At 73.4% G+C, this 22805-nt stretch carries 25 protein-coding genes; 16 read left to right on the top strand and 9 right to left on the bottom strand.

The features are described from left to right. Positions 1 to 39 precede the first annotated feature (39 nt). The 4 genes from OSR43_RS14895 to OSR43_RS14880 are packed head-to-tail and all read left to right on the top strand — an operon-like array spanning position 40 to position 3255. Positions 40 to 273 carry a hypothetical protein gene (locus tag OSR43_RS14895; protein ID WP_302267394.1) on the top strand — a complete coding sequence of 78 codons (234 nt, stop codon included), beginning with the start codon at positions 40 to 42 and terminating at the stop codon, positions 271 to 273. After that, positions 273 to 797 carry a ferritin gene (locus tag OSR43_RS14890; RefSeq protein ID WP_302267393.1) on the top strand — a complete coding sequence of 175 codons (525 nt, stop codon included), beginning with the start codon at positions 273 to 275 and terminating at the stop codon, positions 795 to 797. Before OSR43_RS14895 ends, OSR43_RS14890 begins: the two co-directional genes overlap by 1 nt. Positions 798 to 830: 33 nt before the next feature. Further along, positions 831 to 1793: an FAD-dependent oxidoreductase gene (locus OSR43_RS14885; protein WP_302267391.1), complete on the top strand. Its 963-nt coding sequence runs from the start codon at positions 831 to 833 to the stop codon at positions 1791 to 1793. Positions 1794 to 1803: 10 nt separating this feature from the next. Continuing rightward, on the top strand, positions 1804 to 3255 hold the full coding sequence (locus tag OSR43_RS14880; RefSeq protein WP_302267390.1) for a PAS domain S-box protein: 1452 nt from the start codon (positions 1804 to 1806) through the stop codon (positions 3253 to 3255). Here the strand turns inward: OSR43_RS14880 and OSR43_RS14875 are convergent. After that, a complete protein-coding gene (locus tag OSR43_RS14875; RefSeq protein ID WP_302267389.1) occupies positions 3224 to 3796 on the bottom strand; it encodes a DUF952 domain-containing protein in 573 nt (190 codons plus the stop codon). The genes OSR43_RS14880 and OSR43_RS14875 overlap by 32 nt on opposite strands. An 11-nt stretch (positions 3797 to 3807) precedes the next feature. Beyond that, entirely contained in the window at positions 3808 to 4485 is a 678-nt protein-coding gene (nucS, locus tag OSR43_RS14870; protein ID WP_302267387.1) for an endonuclease NucS, read from the bottom strand. Positions 4486 to 4602: 117 nt separating this feature from the next. Between nucS and OSR43_RS14865 the strand changes: the two genes are divergently transcribed. Then, the gene (locus OSR43_RS14865) at positions 4603 to 5775 is read left to right on the top strand and encodes a 3-hydroxyacyl-CoA dehydrogenase NAD-binding domain-containing protein (protein WP_302267386.1); all 1173 of its coding nucleotides are present in this window, start codon (positions 4603 to 4605) and stop codon (positions 5773 to 5775) included. Here the strand turns inward: OSR43_RS14865 and OSR43_RS14860 are convergent. Further along, positions 5763 to 6668: a hypothetical protein gene (locus tag OSR43_RS14860; RefSeq protein ID WP_302267385.1), complete on the bottom strand. Its 906-nt coding sequence runs from the start codon at positions 6666 to 6668 to the stop codon at positions 5763 to 5765. The genes OSR43_RS14865 and OSR43_RS14860 overlap by 13 nt on opposite strands. Before the next feature lies 1 nt (position 6669). Continuing rightward, positions 6670 to 7146, bottom strand: coding sequence for a polyketide cyclase (locus OSR43_RS14855; RefSeq protein WP_302267384.1), 477 nt, complete (start codon positions 7144 to 7146; stop codon positions 6670 to 6672). 83 nt (positions 7147 to 7229) lie between these two features. Between OSR43_RS14855 and OSR43_RS14850 the strand changes: the two genes are divergently transcribed. The 3 genes from OSR43_RS14850 to OSR43_RS14840 are packed head-to-tail and all read left to right on the top strand — an operon-like array spanning position 7230 to position 10322. Further along, the gene (locus OSR43_RS14850; protein WP_302267383.1) at positions 7230 to 8723 is read left to right on the top strand and encodes an MFS transporter; all 1494 of its coding nucleotides are present in this window, start codon (positions 7230 to 7232) and stop codon (positions 8721 to 8723) included. A 31-nt stretch (positions 8724 to 8754) separates the two neighbouring features. After that, on the top strand, positions 8755 to 9513 hold the full coding sequence (locus tag OSR43_RS14845) for a hypothetical protein (protein WP_302267382.1): 759 nt from the start codon (positions 8755 to 8757) through the stop codon (positions 9511 to 9513). A gap of 5 nt (positions 9514 to 9518) precedes the next feature. After that, positions 9519 to 10322: an endo alpha-1,4 polygalactosaminidase gene (locus OSR43_RS14840; protein ID WP_302267381.1), complete on the top strand. Its 804-nt coding sequence runs from the start codon at positions 9519 to 9521 to the stop codon at positions 10320 to 10322. 28 nt (positions 10323 to 10350) lie between these two features. Here the strand turns inward: OSR43_RS14840 and OSR43_RS14835 are convergent, their stop codons facing one another. Then, entirely contained in the window at positions 10351 to 10890 is a 540-nt protein-coding gene (locus OSR43_RS14835; RefSeq protein ID WP_302267380.1) for a CGNR zinc finger domain-containing protein, read from the bottom strand. 39 nt (positions 10891 to 10929) lie between these two features. On the opposite strand from OSR43_RS14835, the gene OSR43_RS14830 reads away from it, so the two are divergent. Continuing rightward, complete coding sequence (locus tag OSR43_RS14830) at positions 10930 to 11898, top strand: DMT family transporter (protein ID WP_302267379.1); 969 nt, start codon at positions 10930 to 10932, stop codon at positions 11896 to 11898. Positions 11899 to 11911: 13 nt separating this feature from the next. Here OSR43_RS14830 and OSR43_RS14825 read toward each other — a convergent pair whose 3' ends face one another. The 4 genes from OSR43_RS14825 to mce form a co-directional block, all read right to left on the bottom strand. After that, the gene (locus tag OSR43_RS14825; protein ID WP_302267378.1) at positions 11912 to 13087 is read right to left on the bottom strand and encodes an AI-2E family transporter; all 1176 of its coding nucleotides are present in this window, start codon (positions 13085 to 13087) and stop codon (positions 11912 to 11914) included. Beyond that, complete coding sequence (locus OSR43_RS14820; protein ID WP_302267377.1) at positions 13084 to 14322, bottom strand: hypothetical protein; 1239 nt, start codon at positions 14320 to 14322, stop codon at positions 13084 to 13086. Before OSR43_RS14820 ends, OSR43_RS14825 begins: the two co-directional genes overlap by 4 nt. Before the next feature lie 136 nt (positions 14323 to 14458). Beyond that, positions 14459 to 15808: a crotonyl-CoA carboxylase/reductase gene (ccrA, locus tag OSR43_RS14815; protein ID WP_302267376.1), complete on the bottom strand. Its 1350-nt coding sequence runs from the start codon at positions 15806 to 15808 to the stop codon at positions 14459 to 14461. A 120-nt stretch (positions 15809 to 15928) separates the two neighbouring features. Next, entirely contained in the window at positions 15929 to 16390 is a 462-nt protein-coding gene (gene mce, locus OSR43_RS14810) for a methylmalonyl-CoA epimerase (RefSeq protein WP_302267375.1), read from the bottom strand. A 164-nt stretch (positions 16391 to 16554) separates the two neighbouring features. Between mce and OSR43_RS14805 the strand changes: the two genes are divergently transcribed. From OSR43_RS14805 to OSR43_RS14775, 7 genes are all read left to right on the top strand, one after another. Next, positions 16555 to 17745 (top strand): acetyl-CoA C-acetyltransferase, encoded by a 1191-nt coding sequence (locus tag OSR43_RS14805; protein WP_302267374.1) that lies wholly within the window; start codon positions 16555 to 16557, stop codon positions 17743 to 17745. Further along, positions 17745 to 18734 carry a methylmalonyl Co-A mutase-associated GTPase MeaB gene (meaB, locus tag OSR43_RS14800; RefSeq protein ID WP_302267373.1) on the top strand — a complete coding sequence of 330 codons (990 nt, stop codon included), beginning with the start codon at positions 17745 to 17747 and terminating at the stop codon, positions 18732 to 18734. Before OSR43_RS14805 ends, meaB begins: the two co-directional genes overlap by 1 nt. A 102-nt stretch (positions 18735 to 18836) precedes the next feature. Further along, entirely contained in the window at positions 18837 to 18998 is a 162-nt protein-coding gene (locus tag OSR43_RS14795; RefSeq protein ID WP_302267372.1) for a hypothetical protein, read from the top strand. A gap of 7 nt (positions 18999 to 19005) precedes the next feature. After that, positions 19006 to 19527 carry a PH domain-containing protein gene (locus OSR43_RS14790; protein ID WP_302267371.1) on the top strand — a complete coding sequence of 174 codons (522 nt, stop codon included), beginning with the start codon at positions 19006 to 19008 and terminating at the stop codon, positions 19525 to 19527. A 37-nt stretch (positions 19528 to 19564) separates the two neighbouring features. Further along, positions 19565 to 20782, top strand: a complete 1218-nt coding sequence (locus tag OSR43_RS14785) for an acetyl-CoA hydrolase/transferase family protein (RefSeq protein WP_302267370.1) — start codon at positions 19565 to 19567, stop codon at positions 20780 to 20782. A gap of 10 nt (positions 20783 to 20792) precedes the next feature. After that, entirely contained in the window at positions 20793 to 21773 is a 981-nt protein-coding gene (locus tag OSR43_RS14780) for a co-chaperone YbbN (RefSeq protein WP_302267369.1), read from the top strand. 359 nt (positions 21774 to 22132) lie between these two features. Then, positions 22133 to 22792, top strand: coding sequence for a hypothetical protein (locus tag OSR43_RS14775; RefSeq protein WP_302267368.1), 660 nt, complete (start codon positions 22133 to 22135; stop codon positions 22790 to 22792). Positions 22793 to 22805: the final 13 nt, after the last annotated feature.

Below are 22805 nucleotides of genomic sequence, written 5' to 3'. Positions count from 1 at the left end.
ACAGGTGAGGCTCACCTAACCCGCTGCTACAGTCACGGCGTGGGCAAGAAGGACAAGAAGCGCGACGGCAAGAAGTCGGCGGTCGCGACCGCGGAGAAGCCGCGCAAGCTCCCCAAGCGGGAGTGCTGCGTCTCGAAGACCAAGTGCGGCCGCTGCCCGCTGCGCATGCTCAAGGAGGGGACCCTCCCCGAGGGCTACACCGTCAAGAAGCGCAAGCTGGTCCGCGTCGACGGGGGCAAGGTCACCAAGAAGTCGCTCGGTAAGGTCGCCTGATGGTCGCCCCCCGTTTCGTCGAGCAGCTCAACGCCCAGATCGGGCACGAGCTGGCCGCCCACAACCAGTACCTCGCCGTCGCCGTGCACTACGACGCGTTGACGATGCCGCAGATGGCGGCGTTCTTCTACGCCCAGGCGCTCGAGGAGCGCGACCACGCGATGATGATGGTCCAGTACCTCCTCGACACCGACGCCGAGGTCGTGATCCCCGGCGTCGACGCCCCGGTCCCGACCTTCGACGGCGTGGTCGTCCCGGTCGCCCTCGCGCTCGAGCAGGAGAAGCGGGTCACCGAGCAGATCAACGGCCTGCTGCGCACCGCCCGCGAGGAGTACGACTTCGCCTCCGAGCAGTTCATGCAGTGGTTCATCAAGGAGCAGGTCGAGGAGGTCGCGACGATGAGCGACCTGCTCGCGGTCGTCACCCGCAACGCCGACGACATCGACGACATCGAGGACTACGTCGCCCGGGAGCAGGGCGGCGAGGGCGCCGACCCCACCGCGCCCCGCGTCGCCGGCGCCTGACCCCACGATCCGGTCCCTGCCAGACTGCCCGTCATGGCACGGGTGATCGTGGTCGGCGCGGGCGTCAGCGGCCTGACCTGCGCCGTCCGGCTGCTGGAGGCGGGCCACCGGGTCGACGTGCTGGCCCGGGACCTGCCGCACGAGACGACCTCGGCCACCGCCGCCGGGCTCTGGTACCCCTACCGCGCGCTGCCCGAGGACCGGGTGACGGCCTGGGCGCGCACGTCCTACGAGGTCCTCGCCGAGCTCGCCGGGCAGGAGGGGACGGGCGTGCGGCTGGTCGCCGGCACCGAGGTGCACACCGGCGACGGCGACGTCACGGGGCGTCCGGACCCGTGGTGGGCCGCGGCCGTGCCCGGGTTCGCACGCACCGAGGCGGTCCCGGAGGGCTGGGCGGGCGGCTGGTCGTTCACGGCTCCGGTCGTGGAGATGCCGACGTACCTCACCTGGCTGCTGCGCCGGGTCGAGCACCTCGGCGGCACCCTCACCCGGCTCGGCATGGGCGGCCTGCCGCCCGGGGGCGACGTGGTGGTCGACTGCGCGGGGATCGGCGCCCGGCTGCTGGCGGCCGACCTCTCGGTCGTGCCGGTGCGGGGACAGGTGGTCCACGTCGAGCAGGTCGGCCTCGACCGGTGGTGGCTCGACGCCGGTGAGGGGTCCGGGAGCGATGGCCTCCGCCCGACGTACGTCGTGCCGCGCAGCGCCGACATCGTGCTCGGCGGCACCGTCGAGGAGGGTGACTGGAGCCGGACGCCGTCGCCGGAGTCGGCGCGCGACATCCTCGGGCGGGCCCGGCGGCTGGTGCCCGAGCTCGCCGACGCCCGGGTTCTGGGCCACCGGGTGGGGCTGCGGCCGGTGCGTCCGACGGTCCGGGTCGAGCGGACGGGGCGGGTCGTGCACTGCTACGGGCACGGCGGGGCCGGCGTCACCCTGAGCTGGGGGTGTGCGGCCGAGGTCACTGGGCTGGTCCACGCGGAGGACGCGCGGACCGCCTAGAGTTCGGCCCATGACACCAGGGGCCGGCGACGGCGCGCTGTTCGCCGGTGTCTTCGAGGCTTCCCCCGACGCGATCGTCGTCACCGACGCCGCCGGGGTGATCGCGGCCGCCAACAGCCGGTGCGAGGCCGTCTTCGGGCTCGCCCCGGCCGAGCTCGTCGGGCGCCCGGTCGAGGACCTGGTGCCGGTGGCCGCCCGTTCGGCGCACCCGGTGCGGCGCGACGGGTTCACCCGGGCACACGGACAGCGGCCGATGGGGCTGCTCCAGCTCGCCGCGGTCCGCGCCGACGGCGAGGAGTTCCCTGCCGAGATCTCCCTCGCGCGCATCGACGTGGCCGGCGCGACCTACGTCTGCGCCACCGTCCGCGACGTGACCGAGCGGCGGCGGCAGGAGCGTCAGTTCCGCGAGGTGATCGAGGCCGCGCCCGACCCGACGGTCATCGTCGACGGGTCCGGGACGATCGTGCTGTCCAACCGCCAGGTGCACCGGGTCTTCGGCTACGAGCCCGGCGAGCTGGTGGGGGCGCCGGTGGAGAAGCTCGTGCCCGAGCGGTTCCGGTCCGGGCACCACGCCCAGCGCTCGGGGTACGCCGCGGCGCCGGTCGTGCGCGGCATGGGCCAGGGTCGCGAGCTGTACGCCGTGCGGAAGAACGGCGAGGAGTTCCCCGTCGAGATCTCGCTGTCCCCGATCGACACCGACGACGGGACCCTGGTGGCGGCCGCCGTCCGCGACGTGACCGAGCGGCGGCGCATCCAGGAGACGGCCGACCGGATCCGCGAGGAGTTCCTCGCGACGGTCTCCCACGAGCTGCGGACGCCGCTGACCTCTATCGTCGGCTACACCGAGCTGCTCGGGGACCTCGACGAGGACCAGGTCGGCCCGCAGGCGCGGCGCATGCTGCAGGTCATCGACCGCAACGCCCGCCGCGAGCTGCGGCTGGTCAACGACCTGCTCACCCTCGCCCAGCTGCAGGAGGAGGGGATGCAGGTCCAGCGCGCGCGGGTCGACCTGCTCCTCGTCGTCCGCGCGTCGGTCGAGGACGCCCGGCTCGCCGCGCGCAGTCGCGGGGTCACGGTCAGGATCGAGTCGGCGCGCGAGGAGCTGTGCGTGGTCGGCGACGCCCAGCGGCTCGGCCAGGTCGTCGGCAACCTGCTCGGCAACGCCATCAAGTTCACCCCGCCCGGCGGCCGCGTCGTCCTGGAGGTCGAGGACGTGCCTGCGGGGCACGTGACCCTGCACGTGGTCGACACCGGGCCGGGAATGACGGCCGAGGAGGTGGAGCAGGTCTTCGACCGGCTCTACCGGGCGCCGTCCGCGGTGCGCGAGCAGGTGCCCGGCGCGGGCCTCGGGCTGTCCATTGCGCGGGCCGTGGTCGAGGCGCACGACGGTGCCATCGAGGTCAGCTCCGAGCCCGGCGTCGGAACGACCGTCAGCGTCCGTCTGGTGGCAGCAGACCGCTGAGCGCGCGCTCGCGGCGCCGGGACAGCGCGACGGCGACCGGGACGCCCACGAGGAGCCCCGCGGCGGTGCCCAGCACCGCGCCCCAGCCGGCGGCGGGCACCACCGCCTCCCCGAGGAGGGCGAGCGCGACCACGGTGGTGAGGACGATGCAGGCCAGCGCCGTCCGGTGGAGGAGCTCGCCGAGGAACAGCCGGCTGAACGAGGCGTCCACGTCCCGGGCGCCGGGCCCGTCCAGCGGCAGGACCTGCACGACCGCGGACGTCTCGATCGCCCCGTAGACGTGCGGGAAGGTCTCGCTGGTCCCCGGAGCGGGCTCCTCGACGACCGGCGCGGAGAGCCGGTCGGTCTCGATGACCAGCAGCACCAGCGGCTCCGTCGCGTCGGCGTACCACCGCTCGCGGACCGCCTGCCACTGGTCGGCGCGGCAGGCGTGGACGAACCCCTCGTCGGCGAGCGTCACGCCGTACGTCGACGTGGTGTAGCGGCCGGTGCGCTGCGCCTCCCGCCAGTCCGCCAGCGTGGCGATGTGGAGGATGCGCACCGGGAGCCCGGTCAGAACAGCCGGTGGCTGGGGTCGTCGAGCCCGCGGAGGGCGTCGTAGTCGACGACGGCGCAGGCGATGCCGCGGTCGGTGGCCAGGACCCGGGCCTGCGGCTTGATCTCCTGGGCCGCGAAGATCCCGCGCACGGGGGAGAGCAGCGGGTCGCGGTTGAGCAGCTCGAGGTAGCGGGTCAGCTGCTCGACGCCGTCGATGTCGCCGCGCCGCTTGATCTCGACCGCGACGCTCGCGCCGTCCGCGTCGCGGCACATCAGGTCGACCGGTCCGATGGCGGTGGGGTACTCCCGCCGCACCAGCGTCAGCCCGGGCAGGAGGCTGGCGGGGTGGTCGGCGAGGAGCTCCTGCAGGTGCTTCTCGACGCCGTCCTTCTGCAGCCCCGGGTCGATGCCGAGGTCGTGCACCGACTCGTGCTGGACCTCCTCGATCAGGATCCGCAGGGTGTCGTCGGACTTCGGGCTCGTGACGGTCCACTCGACCTGGCCCTCCTCGGTCGTGCCCTCGCGGAAGGTGCACGGTGGCGACATCCAGTTCAGGGGCTTGTAGGAGCCGCCGTCGGAGTGCACCAGGACCGAGCCGTCGGCCTTGATCATCAGCACCCGGGTCGCCATCGGGAGGTGGGCGGTGAGCCGTCCGGCGTAGTCGACCTGGCAGCGCGCAACGACGAGTCTCACGGGCGGCGAATCTACCGGTCCTCGCCGCGGGCGCCGCGTCGAGGAGTGTGACGAGCGCCTCGTCCGGTGGGCGTTCGAGGGGTTACCAGTCGGTAGGACACCTGTCATAGTCCCGGCATGACGACGAACGAGCAGATCGCCCGGACGCTGGTCCTCCCGTACCTCAACCACGCGGTCCGGATGTTCGAGTCCGGGTACGCCTCGGCCGCCGACATCGACGCCGGCATGCGCTTCGGCTGCGGCTACCCGCAGGGCCCGCTGGCGACGGTCGACGAGATGGGAGCCGCGACGGTCCGCGACGGGCTCGCCGAGCGGTACGCCGAGACCGGCGACCCGCTGCACCGGCCGGCCGACCTGCTGGAGAAGCTGGCCGCCGAGGGCTCGACCCTCGCCGAGGCCGCCGCCGGGGGCGAGCAGGCGCAGCCGCAGGTGCGCCACGAGATCTCCACCGTCGGGGTCGTCGGCACCGGCACGATGGCCTCGGGCATCGCCCAGGTCTTCGCCGCCAAGGGGTACGACGTCGTCTACGTCGGCCGCTCGGAGGAGAAGGTCGCCAGCGTCCAGGCCGCGATCGCGAAGTCCCTGGACCGCCTCGTCTCCAAGGGCAAGCTGGAGGAGTCCGAGAAGGAGACCGTGCTCGCCCGCCTGACCGGCGCCACCTCCCGCGAGGCGCTCGCCACCGCCGACATCGTCGTCGAGGCGATCGCCGAGGAGCTGTCGGTCAAGAAGGAGCTCTTCGGCGACCTCGACCGGATCTGCAAGCCGGGCGCGATCCTGGCGACGACCACCTCGAGCCTCCCGATCGCCGAGTGCGCGTCGGCCACCTCGCGCCCCGAGGCGGTCATCGGCATGCACTTCTTCAACCCCGCCCCGGTCATGAAGCTGGTCGAGGTGGTCACCACCGAGCAGACCGGTGCCGACGTCGACGAGACCGTGCGGGCGCTGTGCGCGAAGGTCGGCAAGGTCGCGGTGTCGTGCGGGGACCGGGCCGGGTTCATCGTCAACTGCTTGCTCTTCCCCTACCTCAACGACGCGGTCAAGCTGCACGAGTCGGGCGCGGCCTCCCTCGAGGAGATCGACGCCGCGATCAAGGAGCAGGTCGGCTTCCCGATGGGTCCCTTCGAGCTGCTGGACGTGGTGGGCAACGACGTGTCGCTGGCGATCGAGCAGGAGCTGCACGCGGAGTTCGGCCACGACGGGTTCGCCCCCGCCCCGACGCTGGAGAAGCTCGTCGCCGACGGCCACCTGGGCCGCAAGACCGGCAGGGGCTTCCACGACTACGCCCGCTGACGCGGCACCCCGCTGACCTCCAGGCGCAGCAGCAGCGAGGGCACGTCGACGTCGTCGGCGTCGACGGTGGCCACGAGCCGCCCGCCCTCGCCGCTGCTCGACCAGGACTCCAGCGCCACGCCCTCGACCTTGACCACGGCGCCTTCGACGGGCGGCAGCGGCACCAGTGCGCGTACGTCGGTCCCGTCCAGGACCGCGAGGGCCGCGGAGCCCACCGGCCCGTCGGCGTAGGTGTCGGCACTGTCCTCCGCCGCGGCGCTCACCAGCACCCCGCCGTCGGGGAGCACGACCGCGTCGGTGACCGCGAGGTCGGCGCCCAGGTCGAGCACCCCGGTCCCGAGCAGGCCGGCGGGCACCGCGCCGCCGCCGAGCACGGCGGCCACCAGCGCGTCGAGGTCCAGGTCGACCCAGGCCGCGGGGACACCGGTGGCCGGCAGCCCCCGCTGGAACCACCGCAGCCGGTCGTCGACGACGCACGCGCCCTCGAGGTTCAGCTCGCCGGGAGCCAGGCCCAGCTCGGCGCGGACCGCGGCGTGCACGGGCGCGAGGTCGGCCACGTGCACGGCCCCGGCCGGCTCGACCAGGACCGCCCGCGTCCGGGCCGGCGTGGAGCCGGAGCCGAGGAGCAGGGCCCCGGCCGCGGTGCGGCAGGCCGCCTCGAGGTCCGGCTTGAGGTGCTTGGTGCCCTCGGCCTCGGAGAACCGGTCGTGGCCCTCGACCGGGGGCAGCAGGCGCACCGGCCGGACCTCCCCGTCGCGGACGAGGGCGCCGTGGGTGGCGTCGTCCTGCGCGACCAGCCAGCCGCCGTCGTGCTCGACGAGGGCCGAGGCCGCCCGCACGGGAGTGCCGTCGTCGAAGACCAGACGCTCGACGGAGAGGACCTCGACGCGCACGTCAGCCCCTCGGGTAGCCGCGGCGGACGGTGCGGTCGAGGATGCCCAGGGTGGCCCGCAGCGCCGCCTCGGAGATGACGGGGAAGATGCCGGCCGCCCGCCAGTCGGGGTGGATGTCGCTCCAGTCGTAGTACGACGTGGCGCGGGTGCCGGCGGTCCCGTCGGGGAGCTCGGCGGGCTCGAGCAGGTAGCCGTAGACGTGCCCGATCTGAGGCCGCACCCGGCCCAGGACCGTCCACGAGACGTGCCGGTCCGGGACCAGGTCGCGGATCGTGACGGTGACGTCGTACCGCCCCATCTCGGGGAGGTCGTCGAGCGCCTCGCGGTCCATGTGCACGACGAACGTGTCACCCGCGGCGCGCACCGGCTCCCCGGTCGCGCCCTGCAGCATGCCCGAGGAGTCGATCGCGACGTGCCCCTGCGGGTCGCACAGGACCGAGAAGACCTCGGGCGGGGTCGCCGCGACCAGCCGGTCCACCTCCAACCTTGTCCGGCCGGCGGGAACTCCTGGCTCCGTGAGGTCGTTCATGCAGCGATCGTGCCATGGGTACATGCGGCGGCATGGCAGTCGAAACCGGTCGGATCACCACCGACATCCCCGCGCGTCTCGACCGGCTCCCGTGGGCCCGGTGGCACTGGATGGTCGTCATCGGCCTGGGCACCGTGTGGATCCTCGACGGGCTCGAGGTCACGATCGTCGGGTCGATGTCCGACGCCCTCAAGGACGGTGACACCGGCCTGGGGCTCAGCAACTTCGACGTCGGCCTGGCGGGCGCGGTGTACGTCGCCGGTGCCTGCCTCGGCGCCCTGTTCTTCGGCCAGCTCACCGACCGGCTGGGTCGCAAGAAGCTGTTCCTGCTGACCCTGGCGGTCTACACCGTCGCGACGGTCGCGACGGCGTTCGCGCCGAACCCGCTGTGGTACTTCATCGCCCGGTTCTTCACCGGGACCGGCATCGGCGGGGAGTACGCCGCCATCAACTCCGCCATCGACGAGCTGATCCCGGCGCCGTACCGCGGCCGGGTCGACGTCGCCATCAACGGCTCCTTCTGGATCGGCGCGGCCGGCGGGTCGCTGCTCACCATCCCGCTGCTCGACCCCAACGTGATCGACGCCCAGTGGGGCTGGCGGCTGGCCTTCGGGCTCGGCGGCATCCTGGCCGTCGGCATCCTCGTCGTCCGGCGGCACGTGCCCGAGAGCCCCCGCTGGCTGTTCATCCACGGACGCGAGGACGAGGCCGAGGACATCGTCCGCGGCATCGAGCACACCGTCGAGGAGGAGAGCGGGAAGCGGCTCGACCCGGTCTCGGAGACGATCACCATCCGGCAGCGGAAGTCGATCGGCATGGGCCTGATCGCCCGCACGGTGTTCACGCTCTACCCGAAGCGCACGATCGTCTGCTTCTCGCTCTTCGTGGGCCAGGCGTTCCTCTACAACGCCTTCTTCTTCACCTACGGCGACACCCTGACCACGTTCCTCGACGTCGAGCAGACCGGGTGGTACCTCGCGATCTTCGCGGTCAGCAACTTCGTCGGCGCACTGGCGCTCAGCCCGCTGTTCGACTCGATCGGCCGGGTCCAGATGATCACGTTCACCTACGTGCTCTCGGGCGTGCTGCTGGGCGTGACCGGCTTCTTCCTCGACGGGTTCACCGCCACCACGCTGACGCTGATGGGCGCGATCATCTTCTTCTTCGCCTCCGCCGGGGCCAGCGCGGCGTACCTCACGGCCAGCGAGGTGTTCCCGATGGAGACGCGCGCGCTGTGCATCGCGTTCTTCTACGCCATCGGCACCGCCGCCGGCGGCATCTCCGGCCCGCTGCTCTTCGGCTGGCTGATCGAGCGCGCCTCCGACAGCGGCGACATCACCAAGATCGCCATCGGCTACTTCATCGGCGCGGCGCTGATGATCGCCGGCGGCATCGTCGAGGCCTTCCTCGGCGTGCGCGCCGAGGGCAAGTCCCTGGAGAGCATCGCCCAGCCGCTCACGGCCGACGACGACGAGCCGCAGCCCGGTGGGACGGAGGAGGACCGCGCCGCCCCGGCGCCGGCCTGAGCCGCGACCGCGGAGTACGTAGGCTGGGGTCATGGCAGAGTTGCTGGTCATCCTCGTCCTGCTCGCGGTGGTGCTCGTCGCCGTGGGCGTCTCGAGCCGGCGCAAGCAGGCCCGCGAGCTCGAGCGGCAGCAGGCCGAGCTCGAGCCGGTCCGGAAGCTGGCCTCCGAGGACATCACCGCGCTCGGCGTGGAGCTGCAGGAGCTCGACGCCGACCTGGCCGGGCAGCCGCTCGACGCGGGTGCCCGTTCGGACTACCAGCGTGCGCTGGACTCCTACGAGGCCGCCAAGACCGCGGCCGACCGGCTGACCCGGCCCGAGGACATCAAGCACGTGACCGAGATCCTCGAGGACGGCAAGTACGCCATGGCGTGCGTCCGCGCGCGGGTGGCCGGTGAGCCGCTCCCGGCGCGGCGGCCGCCGTGCTTCTTCGACCCCCGCCACGGGCTGTCGGTCGAGGACGTGCCGTGGACCCCGCCCGGCGGCGCCCGGCGCGACGTGCCGGCCTGCGCGCTCGACGCGGAGCGGGTCAAGGTCGGTGCCGCCCCCGACATCCGTCAGGTCATGGTCGGCTGCCAGCGCGTGCCGTACTGGCAGGGCGGGCGGGCCTACCAGCCCTACGCCGCCGGCTACTTCGGCAGCTTCGCCGCGATGGACTTCATGTTCATGGGCCTGATGTTCGGCGCGTTCGGCGGCTTCGACGCGCTGGGCGAGATCGGGGAGGGGCTCGGCGAGGGCCTCGGCTCGATCGGCGACGGCATCGGCGACATGTTCGACGGCTTCGACTTCTGAGCGCCGTGACGATCCTCCTGCGGCTGCTCGCCCTCGCGCTCGGGCTCGCGCTCCTGACCGGCCCGGCCGCGGCGGCTCCCGACCCGGCTCCCGCCCCGTCCCCGGAGGCGGCTCCGGACATCGCCCCGCTCCCGGTCGGCACGGACGCCGACTACCAGCTCGGCGGGGCACGACCGGTCCCCGCGCGCGTGGGGATCGTGGTGCGCGACCGCCGTGCCGAGCCCGCCGGGCGCTACGACGTCTGCTACGTCAACGCCTTCCAGACCCAGCCCGACGAGCACCGGTCGTGGAAGAAGCGGATGCACCTCGTGCTCCGCTCGAAGGGCGAGCCGGTCGTCGACGAGGCCTGGGGCGAGTGGCTGCTGGACCTGCGGACCGGGGCCAAGCGCGCGGCGCTCGCGCGGATCGTCGGCCGCTGGGTGGACCGGTGCGCTGCGGACGGCTACGAGGCGGTCGAGTACGACAACCTCGACTCCTTCACCCGCAGCGGCGGCCTGCTGAGCCGGCGGCAGGCGCTCGCCTACGCGCGCCTGGTGGTCGCCGAGGCGCACGAGGCCGGCCTCGCGGTCGGGCAGAAGAACCTGGCCGGCCTCGACGGGAGCCGGATCGGCTTCGACTTCGCCGTGACGGAGGAGTGCTCGCGCTACCGCGAGTGCGGCGCGTACGTCGCGGCGTACGGCCGGCGGGTCGTGGCGGTCGAGTACCGCCGCCAGGACTTCCGCCGCGGCTGCCGCCAGTGGGGCGACCGGCTCCCGATGGTGCTCCGCGACCTCGACGTGAGCCCGAAGGGCGTCCGGCGCTTCTGCTGACCCCGGCCGTCGTCGCCGGGTCCCGCGGTCAGCCGTCGGCGGCCTGGCGGGCGCGGTAGGCCGCCACGGCGTTGCGGTTGCCGCACGCGGTCGAGCAGAAGCGGCGCGAGCGGTTGCGCGAGAGGTCCAGCACGAGCCCGCCGCACCCGTCGTCGGCGCAGACGCCGAGCCGGCCCAGGTCGTCGGCGCGGATGACGTCGACCATCGCCATCGCGGTCTCGACGGTGATCCGGGCGACCAGTGGTGCGTCCGAGGTGATCGCGTGCAGGTGCCAGTCGAACCGGTCGTGGCGCACGAGCCGGGGGAGGGCACGCGCGTCGGCCAGCATCGAGTTGACCAGGTCGGCGGCGGTGTCCCGGTCGGCGGTGAGCAGCTCGCGCAGCGTCGGCCGCAGGGCCCGGACCTGTTCCAGCTCGGCACGGGTGCGCTCGTGCCGACCGGTGTACTCGAACCGCTCGTAGAACGCGTCGAGCTCGGCCACGGTCTCCAGCGTGTCCGGCGGCTCGGCGGTGTTGACGAGGGTGACCGCCGCGATCAGTGAGGTCTCGGTGTCATGAGCGAAAACCACGTTGACAGATTACCAGCGGCGCACGTAGCGTCATGGGTCATGAGCGCTTTGACCAATGACACGCCCCTCGTCGCGAGCGGCACCCGGCTGGCCGGCGGCCTGTCGTTCGCGGTGGTCTCGGCGCTGAGTTTCGGACTCTCCGGCGCGCTGGCGAGCGGGCTGCTCGACGCCGGCTGGTCCGCGGGGGCCACGGTCCTGGTCCGCGTGGGCGTGGCCGCGCTCGTCGTCCTCCCGCTGGGGCTGTGGGCGCTCGAGGGGCGCTGGGAGGTGCTGCGCCGCAACGCCGCCACGATCGTGCTGTACGGCGCGCTGGCCGTCGCGGGGGCGCAGTTCTGCTACTTCTCGGCCGTCCAGCACATGCAGGTCGGGCCGGCCCTGCTGATCGAGTACACCGCGCCCGCCGCGGTCGTCGTGTGGCTCTGGCTGCGGCACGGGCAGCGGCCCGGTCCGCTCACGCTGGCCGGCGCGGGCGTCGCCGCCCTCGGGCTGGTGCTCGTCCTGGACCTGCTCTCGGGCGCCGACCTCAGCCCGGTCGGCGTGGCGTGGTCACTGGCGGCGATGGTCGGCGCGGCGTCGTACTTCCTCATCTCCGCGGACGCCTCGACCGGCCTGCCGCCGCTGGCGCTCGCGGCCGGCGGCCTCGTCGTCGGCACCCTCGTGCTCGGCGTCCTGGGGCTCGTCGGCGTGCTGCCCATGCGGGCCAGCACCGACGTGGTCACCTACGCCGACAGCGAGGTGGCCTGGTGGGCGCCGCTGCTGCTGCTGGGCGTCGTCACCGCGGCGGTGGCCTACTGCACCGGCATCGCCGCGGGCCGGCGCCTCGGCTCGCGGCTGGCGTCGTTCGTGGCGCTGCTCGAGGTGGTCGCGGGCGTGCTCTTCGCCTGGCTGCTGCTCGACCAGCTCCCGCGTCCCGTGCAGCTCGTCGGCGGACTGCTCGTCCTCGCCGGCGTCGTGGGGGTCAAGCTGGGGGAGCGGCAGACCGTCCGCGCCGAGCCCACCCCCGCGTGACCGGGGGACCGGCCTAGCGGGCGTCCTGCCGCCGGACGACGACCTCGCGGGTCAGCATCAGGATGGCGGCGGCGGTCGGGATCGCGAGCAGGGCGCCCACGACGCCGAGGAGCGCGGCCCCCACCAGCGCCGCGATCACGGTGACCGCACCGGGGACGTCGACCGCCCGCGACATCACGCGCGGGTAGATCAGGTAGTTCTCGGCCTGCTGGTAGATGAGGTAGAAGATCGCGCAGGCGATGCCGATCTTGGGCTCCGTGGCGAAGCCGATGGCGGTCACGAGCACCGCGCCGATGGTCGCGCCGATCATCGGGATGACGTCGAGCAGGGCCACGACGAACGCCAGCGCCACGGCGTACTCGCCCAGCCCGACGACGAACAGGAAGACCAGCGAGGACAGGCCGGCGCAGAGGGCGACGATGAAGGCACCGGAGACGTAGCCGCCGACGCCCTCGATGACACGGTCGCCGAGCCGCGTGACCCGCTCGCGGCGCGAGGCGGGGGCCAGGCGGTAGAGAGCGCCCTTCGTGGTCTTGAGCGAGGAGAGGAAGTAGAGCGTCAGGACCGTGACGATGAAGGTGTTGGCGAGCGCGGAGAGCACCGCCAGGCCGACGCCGAGGACGCCGCCGAAGATGCCGCTGGCGTAGTCGCCGGCGGCGACGTACTCGCGGACCTTGTCGATCACGCCGTACTTCTCGTCGAGCTCCTGGACCCGCCTGTTCTCCTGCAGGCTGTCGAGCCAGTCGGGGGCGTTCCTGCTCAGGGAGGCGACCTGGTCGCTGATCACCGGCACGATCGCGACGACGAAGAGCGACAGCGCGGCGATGACGCCGATGATCACCACGAGCACAGCCCAGGAGCGGCGCAGGCCGGCGCGGCTCTCGAAGAACCGCACCGCCGGGTCCAGGCCGGCCGCGAGGAACATCGAGACCACGACGAGGATGAGCGTCGGTCCGATGGAGACGACGAGGTCGCCGAGCCACCAGGCGATGAAGACGCCGAGCCCGCCGAAGAAGCCGACGACGAACGGGGAGCGGCGCAGCGGCGCGCCGAGCTCGCCGAGGTAGGCCTCGTCCTGGTCAGCCGCGTGGCCAGCGGGCGCCGCGGGCGGCGGCCCCTCCGGCTCGTCGACCCGCAGCGCGGCCCGCCCGTCATCCTCCTCGGTGACCCCCTGGGGGCCTGGGGTCACGACTGGTCCTCGCCGAACCCGGCGACGACGTCCCGCAGGGAGGCCAGCTGGGCGACGATCGCGTCCCGGCGCTTGGTAAGGCGGTCGAGCTCGGCGCGCACGGCAGCGGCCTCGCGCTCGGCCTCGGCGTGCCCGGTCGAGGTGATCGACTCGGCCTGGGTGCGGGCCGAGGCGACGATCTGCTCGGCCTCGCGGCGGACCCGGGCGAGCAGGGCCTCGGACTCCGACTGGGCGGTCGCCCGGTGCTCGGAGGCCTGCTGCGTCGCCTGGCGGGCCCGCTCCTCGGCGGCCGCGGCGCGGGCCTCGGCCTCCTCGACGAGTCGTCGGGTCTCCGCGGTCGCGTTGTTGTGGTGGTCGGTGGCCTCGCGGGCGAGGCGCTCCTTCTCCACTGCGAGGGCGCGGCGGGCCTCCTGGACCTCCCGGTCGGCGGCGGCACGGGCCTGCTCGACCTCGCGCTGCGCCGAGGTGCGCATCTCGGTGGTCTCCTGGGTGGCCGCCAGGCGCAGCTGGTCGGCCTCCCGGCGGGCGGACGCGAGCAGGTCCTCGGCCTCGCCGCGCGCGAGCGCGCGCTCCTGCTCGGCGTCGGCGATCGAGCGGCTGCGCATCTCGTCGAGCTCCTTGAGCTGGACCATGCGCATGTCCTCGGCCTCGCGGGAGGCGTCGGCGCGGATCGCCTTGGCGTCGCGGTTGGCCTGCTCGAGGATGTCGGTGGCGTCGCGGCTCGCGACCGCGCGGATCTCGTCGGCCTCCTCCTCGGCGAGCCGGAGCATCGCGGAGGCGCGACCGCCCAGGCCGGCGTACGACGGCTGCTCGTACTCGCGCAGCTCCTCGCGGGCCGCGACGAGCTGGGCCTCGAGGTCGGTGGCGCGGCGCTCGGCCTCGGCGATGCGGGAGGTCAGCTCGGCCTGGTCGGCGAGCAGGCCGCGGAAGCGCTGGTCGACGGCGTCGCGGTCGTAGCCACCGCGCCGCACGACCGGGAAGTCGGCGGCGACGGGGGCGGGCGGCGGCGTCGCCGGGCGGCCCGCCGGGGCCCGCGTCACGGCGGGGCGCTGCTGGGTCCGCTGGCCGGGCTGGGGAGCCTGGGCCGCCTGGGGTGCCGGGGGCGTGGGCCGCGAGGCGGCCGCGTCGTCCGCCGGGACCACCGGCATCACCTGGGTGGTCTCGTCCGTCGTTTCCACGTCGGCGGGCTCGCGCTCCGGGTCGTTGTTGAAGATGGACAGACCCTGGTCGCTCATCAGCTTCATCCTCTGGTCGATCGCGGTGGTGACGGCCGAGCCCCCATCTTCCACGATCCACCTGAGACGCCGCACCCCGGCACCGGACGCGCCGGTGCCGGGGTGACGGCTTCAGGAGGGGGCTCCGAAGGAGGTCTCAGACCCCTCGGAACCGGTTGATCTCGGTCTCGTGCTTCGCGCGCATCTCGGTGTCGCGGACGCCAAGACCCTCCTCCGGGGCGAGGCACAGGACGCCGACCTTGCCCTGGTGCTTGTTGTGGTGCACGTCGAGCGCGGCCTGGCCGACGTCCTCGAGGTTGTAGGTCTTCGACAGGGTGGGGTGGATCTTGCCCTGGGCGATGAGGCGGTTGGCCTCGTACGCCTCGCGGTAGTTGGCGAAGTGGCTGGAGACGATCCGCTTGAGGTTCATCCACAGGTAGCGGTTGTCGTACTCGTGCATGAAGCCCGTGGTCGAGGCGCAGGTGGTGATGGTGCCGCCCTTGCGGGTGACGTAGACGGATGCGCCGAAGGTCTCGCGGCCCGGGTGCTCGAAGACGATGTCGATGTCCTCGCCGCCGGTGAGCTCACGGATCCGCTTGCCGAGGCGCTGCCACTCCTTGGGGTTCTGCCGGGTGTTGTCCTCGTTCCAGAACTGCCAGTTCTCCTCGGAGCGGTTGATGACCATCTCCGCGCCCATCGAGCGGACGATCTTGGCCTTCTCCTCGTTCGAGACCACGCAGATCGGGTTGGCGCCGCCGTTGAGGGCGTACTGCGTCGCGAAGCCACCGAGACCGCCGGAGGCGCCCCAGATGAGGACGTTGTCGCCCTGCTTCATCTGCCCGGCGTTCTTCGAGACCAGCTGCCGGTACGCCGTGGCGTTGACGAGACCGGGCGAGGCGGCCTCCTCCCACGTCAGGTGGGCGGGCTTGGCGAGCAGCTGGTTGGACTTGACCAGGGCGATGTGCGCCAGGCCGCCGAAGTTCGTCTCGAAGCCCCAGATCCGCTGCTGCGGGTCCATCATCGAGTCGTCGTGGCCGGCCGGGTCCTCCAGCTCGACCGACAGGCAGTGCGCGACGACCTCGGCGCCGGGCTTCCACGCGGTGACGCCGGGGCCGGTCTTGAGCACGACGCCGGCCAGGTCGGAGCCGACCACGTGGTAGGGCAGGTCGTGGCGCTTGGTCAGCTCCGAGACCCGCCCGTAGCGCTCGAGGAACCCGAAGGTGGAGACCGGCTCGAAGATCGAGGTCCACACGGTGTTGTAGTTGATCGCCGAGGCCATCACGGCCACGAGGGCCTCGCCGGGGCCGAGCTCGGGGAGGGCGACCTCCTCGACGTGCAGGGACTTGCGGGGGTCCTTGTCGCGGGACGCGAGACCCTCGAACATGTCGACCTCGTCCTTGTGCACCGTCGCGGCGCGGTAGGACTCGGGCAGCTGCAGGTTCGCGAAGTCCTCGCTGGTGGCGTCACCGGTCTGGCCGGCACTGATGGCGTCCAGGATGTTCTGCACGGGTGCGGTCTCCTCAGGGGAAGGGCGGGGCTGCGGACGGGTGCGGCGAAGATACCGATCGGTAACCTTCGCGCCTAGGGGTTGGTGAGGGACGTCTCAACCACAGTGCTGCGAGCTCGCTCAGTGGGCCGCGCCCGCGGCCGGCTCCACGAGCTCGACGAGCACGCCGCCGGCGTCCTTGGGGTGGATGAAGTTGATCCGGGAGTCCGAGGTGCCGCGGCGCGGTGCGTCGTACAGCAGGCGGACGCCGCGCTCGCGCAGGATGGCGCTCACGGCGTCGACGTCGGTGACGCGGTAGGCCATCTGCTGCACGCCCGGGCCGGAGCGCTCGAGGAACTTCGCGATCGTCGAGCTCTCGTCCAGCGGCGCGAGGAGCTGGATGTGGGAGCCCGAGTCGCCGACGGCGATCATCGCCTCGCGCACGCCCTGCTCCTCGTTGGTCTCCTGGTGGGCCAGGCGCATCCCGAAGGTGCGCTCGTAGAACGCGATCGCCTCGTCGAGGTCACGGACGGCGATGCCGACGTGGTCGATGGCGGTGAACAGGTGCTCGGGGATCTCGAGCGGGGTGCTGGAGTCGGTCATGCCGTCATGCTCGCGGAGCCCACCAGGGGCCGCGACCCCTTGTGACGAGTGCCTCACGCGGCCCCGTCCGAGACGGTCTTCCGGCGGTTCCTACGCGTGGGTAGTGTCCGCCGGAACGGGCGTCGCCGAGCGCGGCGCCGCCGTCCCCATGCTGGAGGAGCACCATGTCCGGAACCGTCATCGTCGCCGGAGCGCGCACCCCGATCGGCCGCCTGTCCGGCGGCCTCAAGAGCCTCTCGGCCCCGGACCTCGGCGGCCACGCGATCAAGGGCGCGCTGGAGAAGGCCGGGGTCTCCGGCGAGCAGGTCGAGTACGTGATCATGGGCCAGGTCATCCAGGCCGGCGCCGGCCAGAACCCCGCCCGGATGGCGGCGGTCAACGGCGGCATCCCGATGCGCGTCCCGTCGATCACCATCAACAAGGTGTGCCTCTCGGGCCTCAACGCCATCGCGATGGCCGACCAGCTGATCCGTGCCGGCGAGGCCGAGATCATCGTGGCCGGCGGCATGGAGTCGATGACCAACGCCCCGCACTTCCTGCCCAAGTCCCGCGAGGGCATCAAGTTCGGCGACGTCAAGCTGGTCGACTCGATGGCCTACGACGCGCTGTTCGACCAGTTCACCTCCCAGGCCATGGGCCTGCTGACCGAGGAGTGCAACGCCGCGAGCGCCAACCTGACGCGGGCCGAGCAGGACGAGTTCGCGGCGCAGTCGCACCAGAAGGCCGCGACCGCCTGGAAGAACGGCGTCTTCGACGCCGAGGTCGTGCCGGTCCCCATCCCGCAGCGCAAGGGCGACCCGGTCGTCGTCAGCACCGACGAGGGCGTCCGCGGAGAGACCACCGCCGAGTCGCTGGGCAAGCTGCGCGCGGCGTTCTCCAAGGAGGGCACCATCACGGCCGGCTCCTCCTCGCAGATCTCCGACGGTGCCGCCGCGGTCGTCGTGATGAGCAAGGCCAAGGCCGAGGAGCTCGGCCTGGAGTGGCTCGCCGAGATCGGTGCCCACGGCCAGGTTGCCGGCCCCGACTCCACCCTGCAGCTGCAGCCGGCGGCCGCGACCGCGAAGGCGTGCGAGAAGGAGGGCATCGACCCCGCCTCCCTCGACCTGGTCGAGTTCAACGAGGCGTTCGCCGCGGTCGGGATCTCCTCGGCCCGCGAGCTCGGCCTCGACGACGCCAAGGTCAACGTCAACGGCGGCGCCATCGCGCTGGGCCACCCGGTCGGCATGTCCGGGACCCGCGTCGTGCTGCACCTGGCCCTGGAGCTCCAGCGTCGCGGCGGCGGCGTCGGCGCGGCCGCCCTCTGTGGTGGCGGTGGCCAGGGCGACGCGCTGATCGTGCGAGTCCCGAAGAAGTAGTGCCACCTCGCACCGAGGCGGACGTCCCGGGCCTCGTCGAGCGCGCACGCGCCGGCGAGGCCCGGGCCGTCGCACGCCTGATCTCCCTCGTCGAGGACGAGTCCCCGCGCCTGCGCGAGGTCACGGCGGCGCTCGCGCCGCACACCGGCCGGGCGCAGGTGCTCGGCCTCACCGGCGCGCCCGGCGTCGGCAAGTCGACGACGACCAACGCCCTCGTGCGCGAGCTGCGCTCGGCGGGCAAGCGGGTCGGGGTCCTGGCCGTGGACCCGTCCTCGCCGTTCTCCGGCGGGGCGCTGCTCGGCGACCGGATCCGGATGCAGGACCACGCCGGTGACAAGGACGTCTACATCCGGTCGATGGCCTCGCGCGGCCACCTCGGCGGTCTCGCCTGGTCGACCCCGCAGGCGGTACGGGTGCTCGACGCCGCCGGCTGCGACGTGGTCGTGGTCGAGACCGTCGGCGTCGGGCAGAGCGAGGTCGAGGTCGCCGGCCTCGCCGACACCACGCTCGTCCTGCTCGCACCGGGGATGGGCGACGGCATCCAGGCCGCCAAGGCCGGGATCCTCGAGGTCGGCGACGTGTACGTCGTGAACAAGGCCGACCGCGACGGGGCCGACCAGGTGCGGCGCGACCTGCGCTCGATGGTCGCCCTCGCGGACCGGCCGGAGGACGGGTGGGCGCCGCCGATCGTCAAGACGGTCGCCCAGGCCGGCGAGGGGCTGACCGAGCTCGTCGTGGAGATCGAGCGGCACCACGCCTGGCTGCGGGAGACCGGCGAGCTGCAGCAGCGTCGTACGCGCCGGGCGCGGGCCGAGGTCGAGGCGATCGCCCTGGCCTCGATGCGCCGCACCTGGGCGGGCCTGGGCGGACGGGCCGGCCGCGCCGGGCTCGACGAGCTCGCCGCCGCCGTGGCCGCGGGGGAGACCGACCCGTGGGCGGCCGCCGACCGGCTGCTCCAGCAGGCCGGCGCCTCGCCGCAGCACGCGTGACCCGCGGCTCGTGACCGGCGCGCCTCCTCCGCCGTCGCGCGGGGGTCGGGGAGGATCGCGCCGAGCCATGTCCTGACTCGGTCGTCTTTAGGTGGAACGCAGATGCAGAAGCTGGTGCTGGTCCTGGTCGTCGTCTTCCTGGGCTTCTGGATGTTCACCGACCCCAGCGGCCTCGCCGACGCCGGCGGGTCGCTCGGTGGGCAGCTGGTCGACTGGACCGGGAACCTGTTCGACGCCGTGATCCGCTTCGTCGACGAGCTCTGAGCCGACGGTGCACCAGCCCCGGCCGCTCGGCGGGCCCGACATCGGCCGCCACCTCCTGCGCGAGGAGGGCGAGGTCATCGTCGACGAGGTGCGCCACCACTGGGCCGCCTACACCGTCCCGATGCTCGAAGGGCTGCTCGCGGTCGCCGTGCTCGCCTTCGTGCCGGTCATCCACATCGACCTCGCCGGGTTCGCGCTGCTGCTCGCCCTCGGCCTCTCCCTCCACGCCGGCTGGGGTGCCCTGCGCGAGCACCGCGACCGGTTCGTGATCACCAACATGCGGGTCTTCCGGGTGCACGGGGTGCTCTCGACCAAGCTCGCCACCATGCCGCTGCACCGGATCCTCGACATCACCGTCGTGCGGCCGCTGCACGGGCGGATCCTCGGCTTCGGCCACTTCTGCTTCGAGTCCGCGGCGCAGGACCAGGGCCTGCGCGACATCCGGTACGTCGGGCGGCCGGTGCAGCGCGACCTCGCGATCCAGCGGGTCGTGCAGCGCTCGGGGCTCCGCGGCCCGCGCGTGGGCTGACCCCCGGGGCTCCCGGCCGTCTGCTGGGATGGGGCACGTGGACCTCACGACCGCCCTGCGCCGCCTGCCCGAGAACCCCCGCGTCGTCGTCAGCGGCAACCACGCGACGCCGTGGCACACCCTGCGCCTGCTCGACGCCGCGCTACCGGCGTACCGGCTGTGGGCGCTCAACGGCCAGCCGGGCCTGCCCGACCGGGACGGCGTCGTGCTCGAGTCGTCGTTCGTGGGGCCGGGCCAGCGGCGCAGCCCCCGGTTGAGCTACGTGCCCTCACGCCTCTCGATGGTGCCGACGCTGTTCGCCGGCGCGATGCCGCCGGACCTCGTGCTGGTGCACACCACGCGGCCGCGCGGCGGCAGGGTCTCCCTCGGCACCGAGGTCAACGTGCTGCCCGCCGCCATCGAGGCGGCGCGGGCGCGCGGCGGGCTGGTCGTCGCGCAGGTCAACGACCACCTGCCGTGGACCTACGGCGACGCCGAGCTCGACGAGTCGCTCGTCGACGTGATGGTGGAGGCCGACGAGCCGCTGGTGCACGCTCCGGTGCTGCCCATCGACGAGGACTCCGCGCGGATCGGCGCCCTGGTCGCCGAGCGGGTGGGGGACGGGGCGACGCTGCAGGCGGGCATCGGCGCGGTGCCGGACGCGACGATGCGCGGCCTGGTGGGCCGCCGGGGCCTGCGGATCTGGACCGAGATGTTCTCCGACTCGGTGCTGGCCCTCGAGCGGGCCGGGGCGCTGGACGAGACGGTGCCGATCACCGCCTCGTTCCTCTTCGGCTCCGAGGAGCTCATCGACTGGGTCGACGGCAACGGGCGGATCGCGATGGCGCGCACCGAGACCACCAACGACCCCGGGCGGATCGCGCGCAACCAGGCGATGGTCAGCGTCAACACCGCCCTGCAGGTGGACCTGTTCGGCCAGGCGAACGCCTCGCGGATCCGGGCGCGGATCCACTCCGGGTTCGGCGGCCAGACCGACTTCATCGTCGGCGCGCTGCACAGCCCCGGCGGGCAGGCCGTCATCGCGCTGCGCTCGTGGCACCCGCGCGCGGACGTGTCCACGATCGTGCCGCTGGTCGACGAGCCGGTGACGTCGTTCCAGATGAGCGCGGTCGTCACCGAGCAGGGCGTCGCGGAGGTCTTCGGCCACGACCAGCGCGAGCAGGCCCGTCGCCTGATCGAGCACGCCGCGCACCCGAGCGTCCGCGAGGAGCTCCGCGAGGAGGCGGTCGAGCTCGGGCTGGCGGGTCCTCTCTAGGATTGCGCCCATGACGCAGCAGCCGTTCTCGCGCCCGGGCGCCATCGACCTCTCGGCGTTGAAGCGACCCGCCCCGTCCGCACCTCCCGCCGGGCCGGGCGGACCCGGTGCGCCCGCCACCGGTGCGCCCACCGGCGGTGCCCCGACCGCGGCGGCCGGCGGCTCGTCGTACGCCGTCGACGTGACCGAGCAGAACTTCCAGACCGTCATCGAGTCCTCGATGACCGCGCCGGTCCTCCTGGTCTTCTACTCCCGCACCCGGATGCCGGAGAGCGGTCAGCTCGCCGACGACCTCGCGGTCGTCTCCGGTGAGTTCGAGGGCCGCTTCCTGGCCGGCCTGGTCGACATCGACGCCGCCCCGCAGATCGCCCAGGCGATGCAGATCCCCTCGATCCCGCTCGTGGTCGCCGTGCTCGACGGCCGGCCCGCGCCGCTGCTGCAGGACGCCGTGCCGATCGAGGAGCTGCGCGCCGCGCTGACCCAGGTCATGCAGCAGCTCACCGCGCAGGGCATGACCGGCCGGCACCAGCCGCTCCACGCCGTCGCCGGCCCCGACGACGGCGCGGAGGAGCCGCCGGTCGACCCGCGGTACGCCGCCGCGCAGGACGCCCTGGGCGAGGGCGACATCGACCGGGCGGTCGCGGAGTACCAGAAGCTCGTCGACGCCAACCCGGCCGATGCCGAGGCCGCCGCCGGGCTGGCGATGGCCAAGGTGCTCCAGCGCACCCAGGGAGTCGACCTCAACGAGGCGCGCGCGGCCGGTGCGGCGAACCCCGACGACGTCGACGCCCAGACGCTCGTCGCCGACCTCGACATGCTCGGCGGGCACGTCGAGGACGCCTTCGCCCGTCTCGTCGAGCTGGTGCGGCGTACCTCCGGTGACGAGCGGAACGCCGCCCGCGAGCACCTCCTCGGCCTCTTCGCCGCGGTCGGCAACGACGACCCGCGGGTCGTCCGCGGCCGCCAGGCGCTCGCCTCCGCGCTGTTCTGAGCGGTCCTCCACAGGCTCCGTCTCCGGCGGTGGCGCGCGCCGGCGGGCAGCGGCAGCATCGGCGTCCGTGGGGACGGAGCCGGATCGGACGGGACTCGCGCACCTGCTGCGCTTCGTCCAGGACGGCGTGGTCTCGCGGCGGCAGCTCGAAGGGCTGGGCTTCAGGCCGCACGACCTCGAGCGGATGCTGCGCCGCCGCGAGCTGAGTCGCGTGCACCCGGGGGTCTTCGTGGACCACACCGGGCCGCTGACCTGGGACCAGCGGGCCTGGACCGCTGTCCTGGTCCACGAGCCTGCGGCGCTGACCCGCCGCTCCGCCCTGCCAGCCCCCCCCGGGGCGGGCGCCGATCGAGGTGGCCGTGGACGCTCGGCGGACGGTGCGACCGGTCGACGGCGTGGTGGCCCACCGGACCACGCGTCTCGCGGCGCGGATCGACCCGCTGTCGTCGCCGCCGCGGCTGCGGCTGGAGGACGCGGCGATCGAGGAGGCGCTGCGGTGCCCGAGTGCTGCCGACGCCTACACACTGCTGGCAGACCTGTGCCACACGCGCCGCACGACACCCGCGCGGCTGGCCGCCGAGGTGCGCTCGAGGCCGCGGGTGAGGCGGCGCGGGCTCCTGCTCGAGCTGCTCGACGACCTCGCCCTCGGCGCCTGCTCGGTACTCGAGCGGGAGTACCTCCACCGGGTCGAGCGACGCCACGGCCTGCCGGCCGGGAGCCGGCAGGTGCGCGACGCCGCCGGCGCCCGCACGGCGTACCGCGATGTCGACCACCCCGCGTGGGGCCTGGTGGTGGAGCTGGACGGGCGGCAGCACGCCGTGCCGTCAGCCCGTCGACGGGACCTGGAGCGGGACCTCGACGTCGCGGTACGGCGGGACCGGCGGACGGTCCGCCTCGGCCACGCCCAGGTCCTCGACGACGCGTGCCGGACGGCCGCTGCCGTCGCTGCCCTGCTGCAGCGGGGTGGCTGGCCGGGTCGCCTCGTCCCCTGCGAGGACTGCCGGGTCACTGGTGCGTGATCCTGGCGCACCC

The organism is Nocardioides sp. Arc9.136 (genome assembly GCF_030506255.1).
GTDB lineage: Bacteria > Actinomycetota > Actinomycetes > Propionibacteriales > Nocardioidaceae > Nocardioides.
The sequence above is the reverse complement of the archived record's forward strand: the minus strand, read 5'-3'. Positions and strand labels throughout refer to the sequence as shown.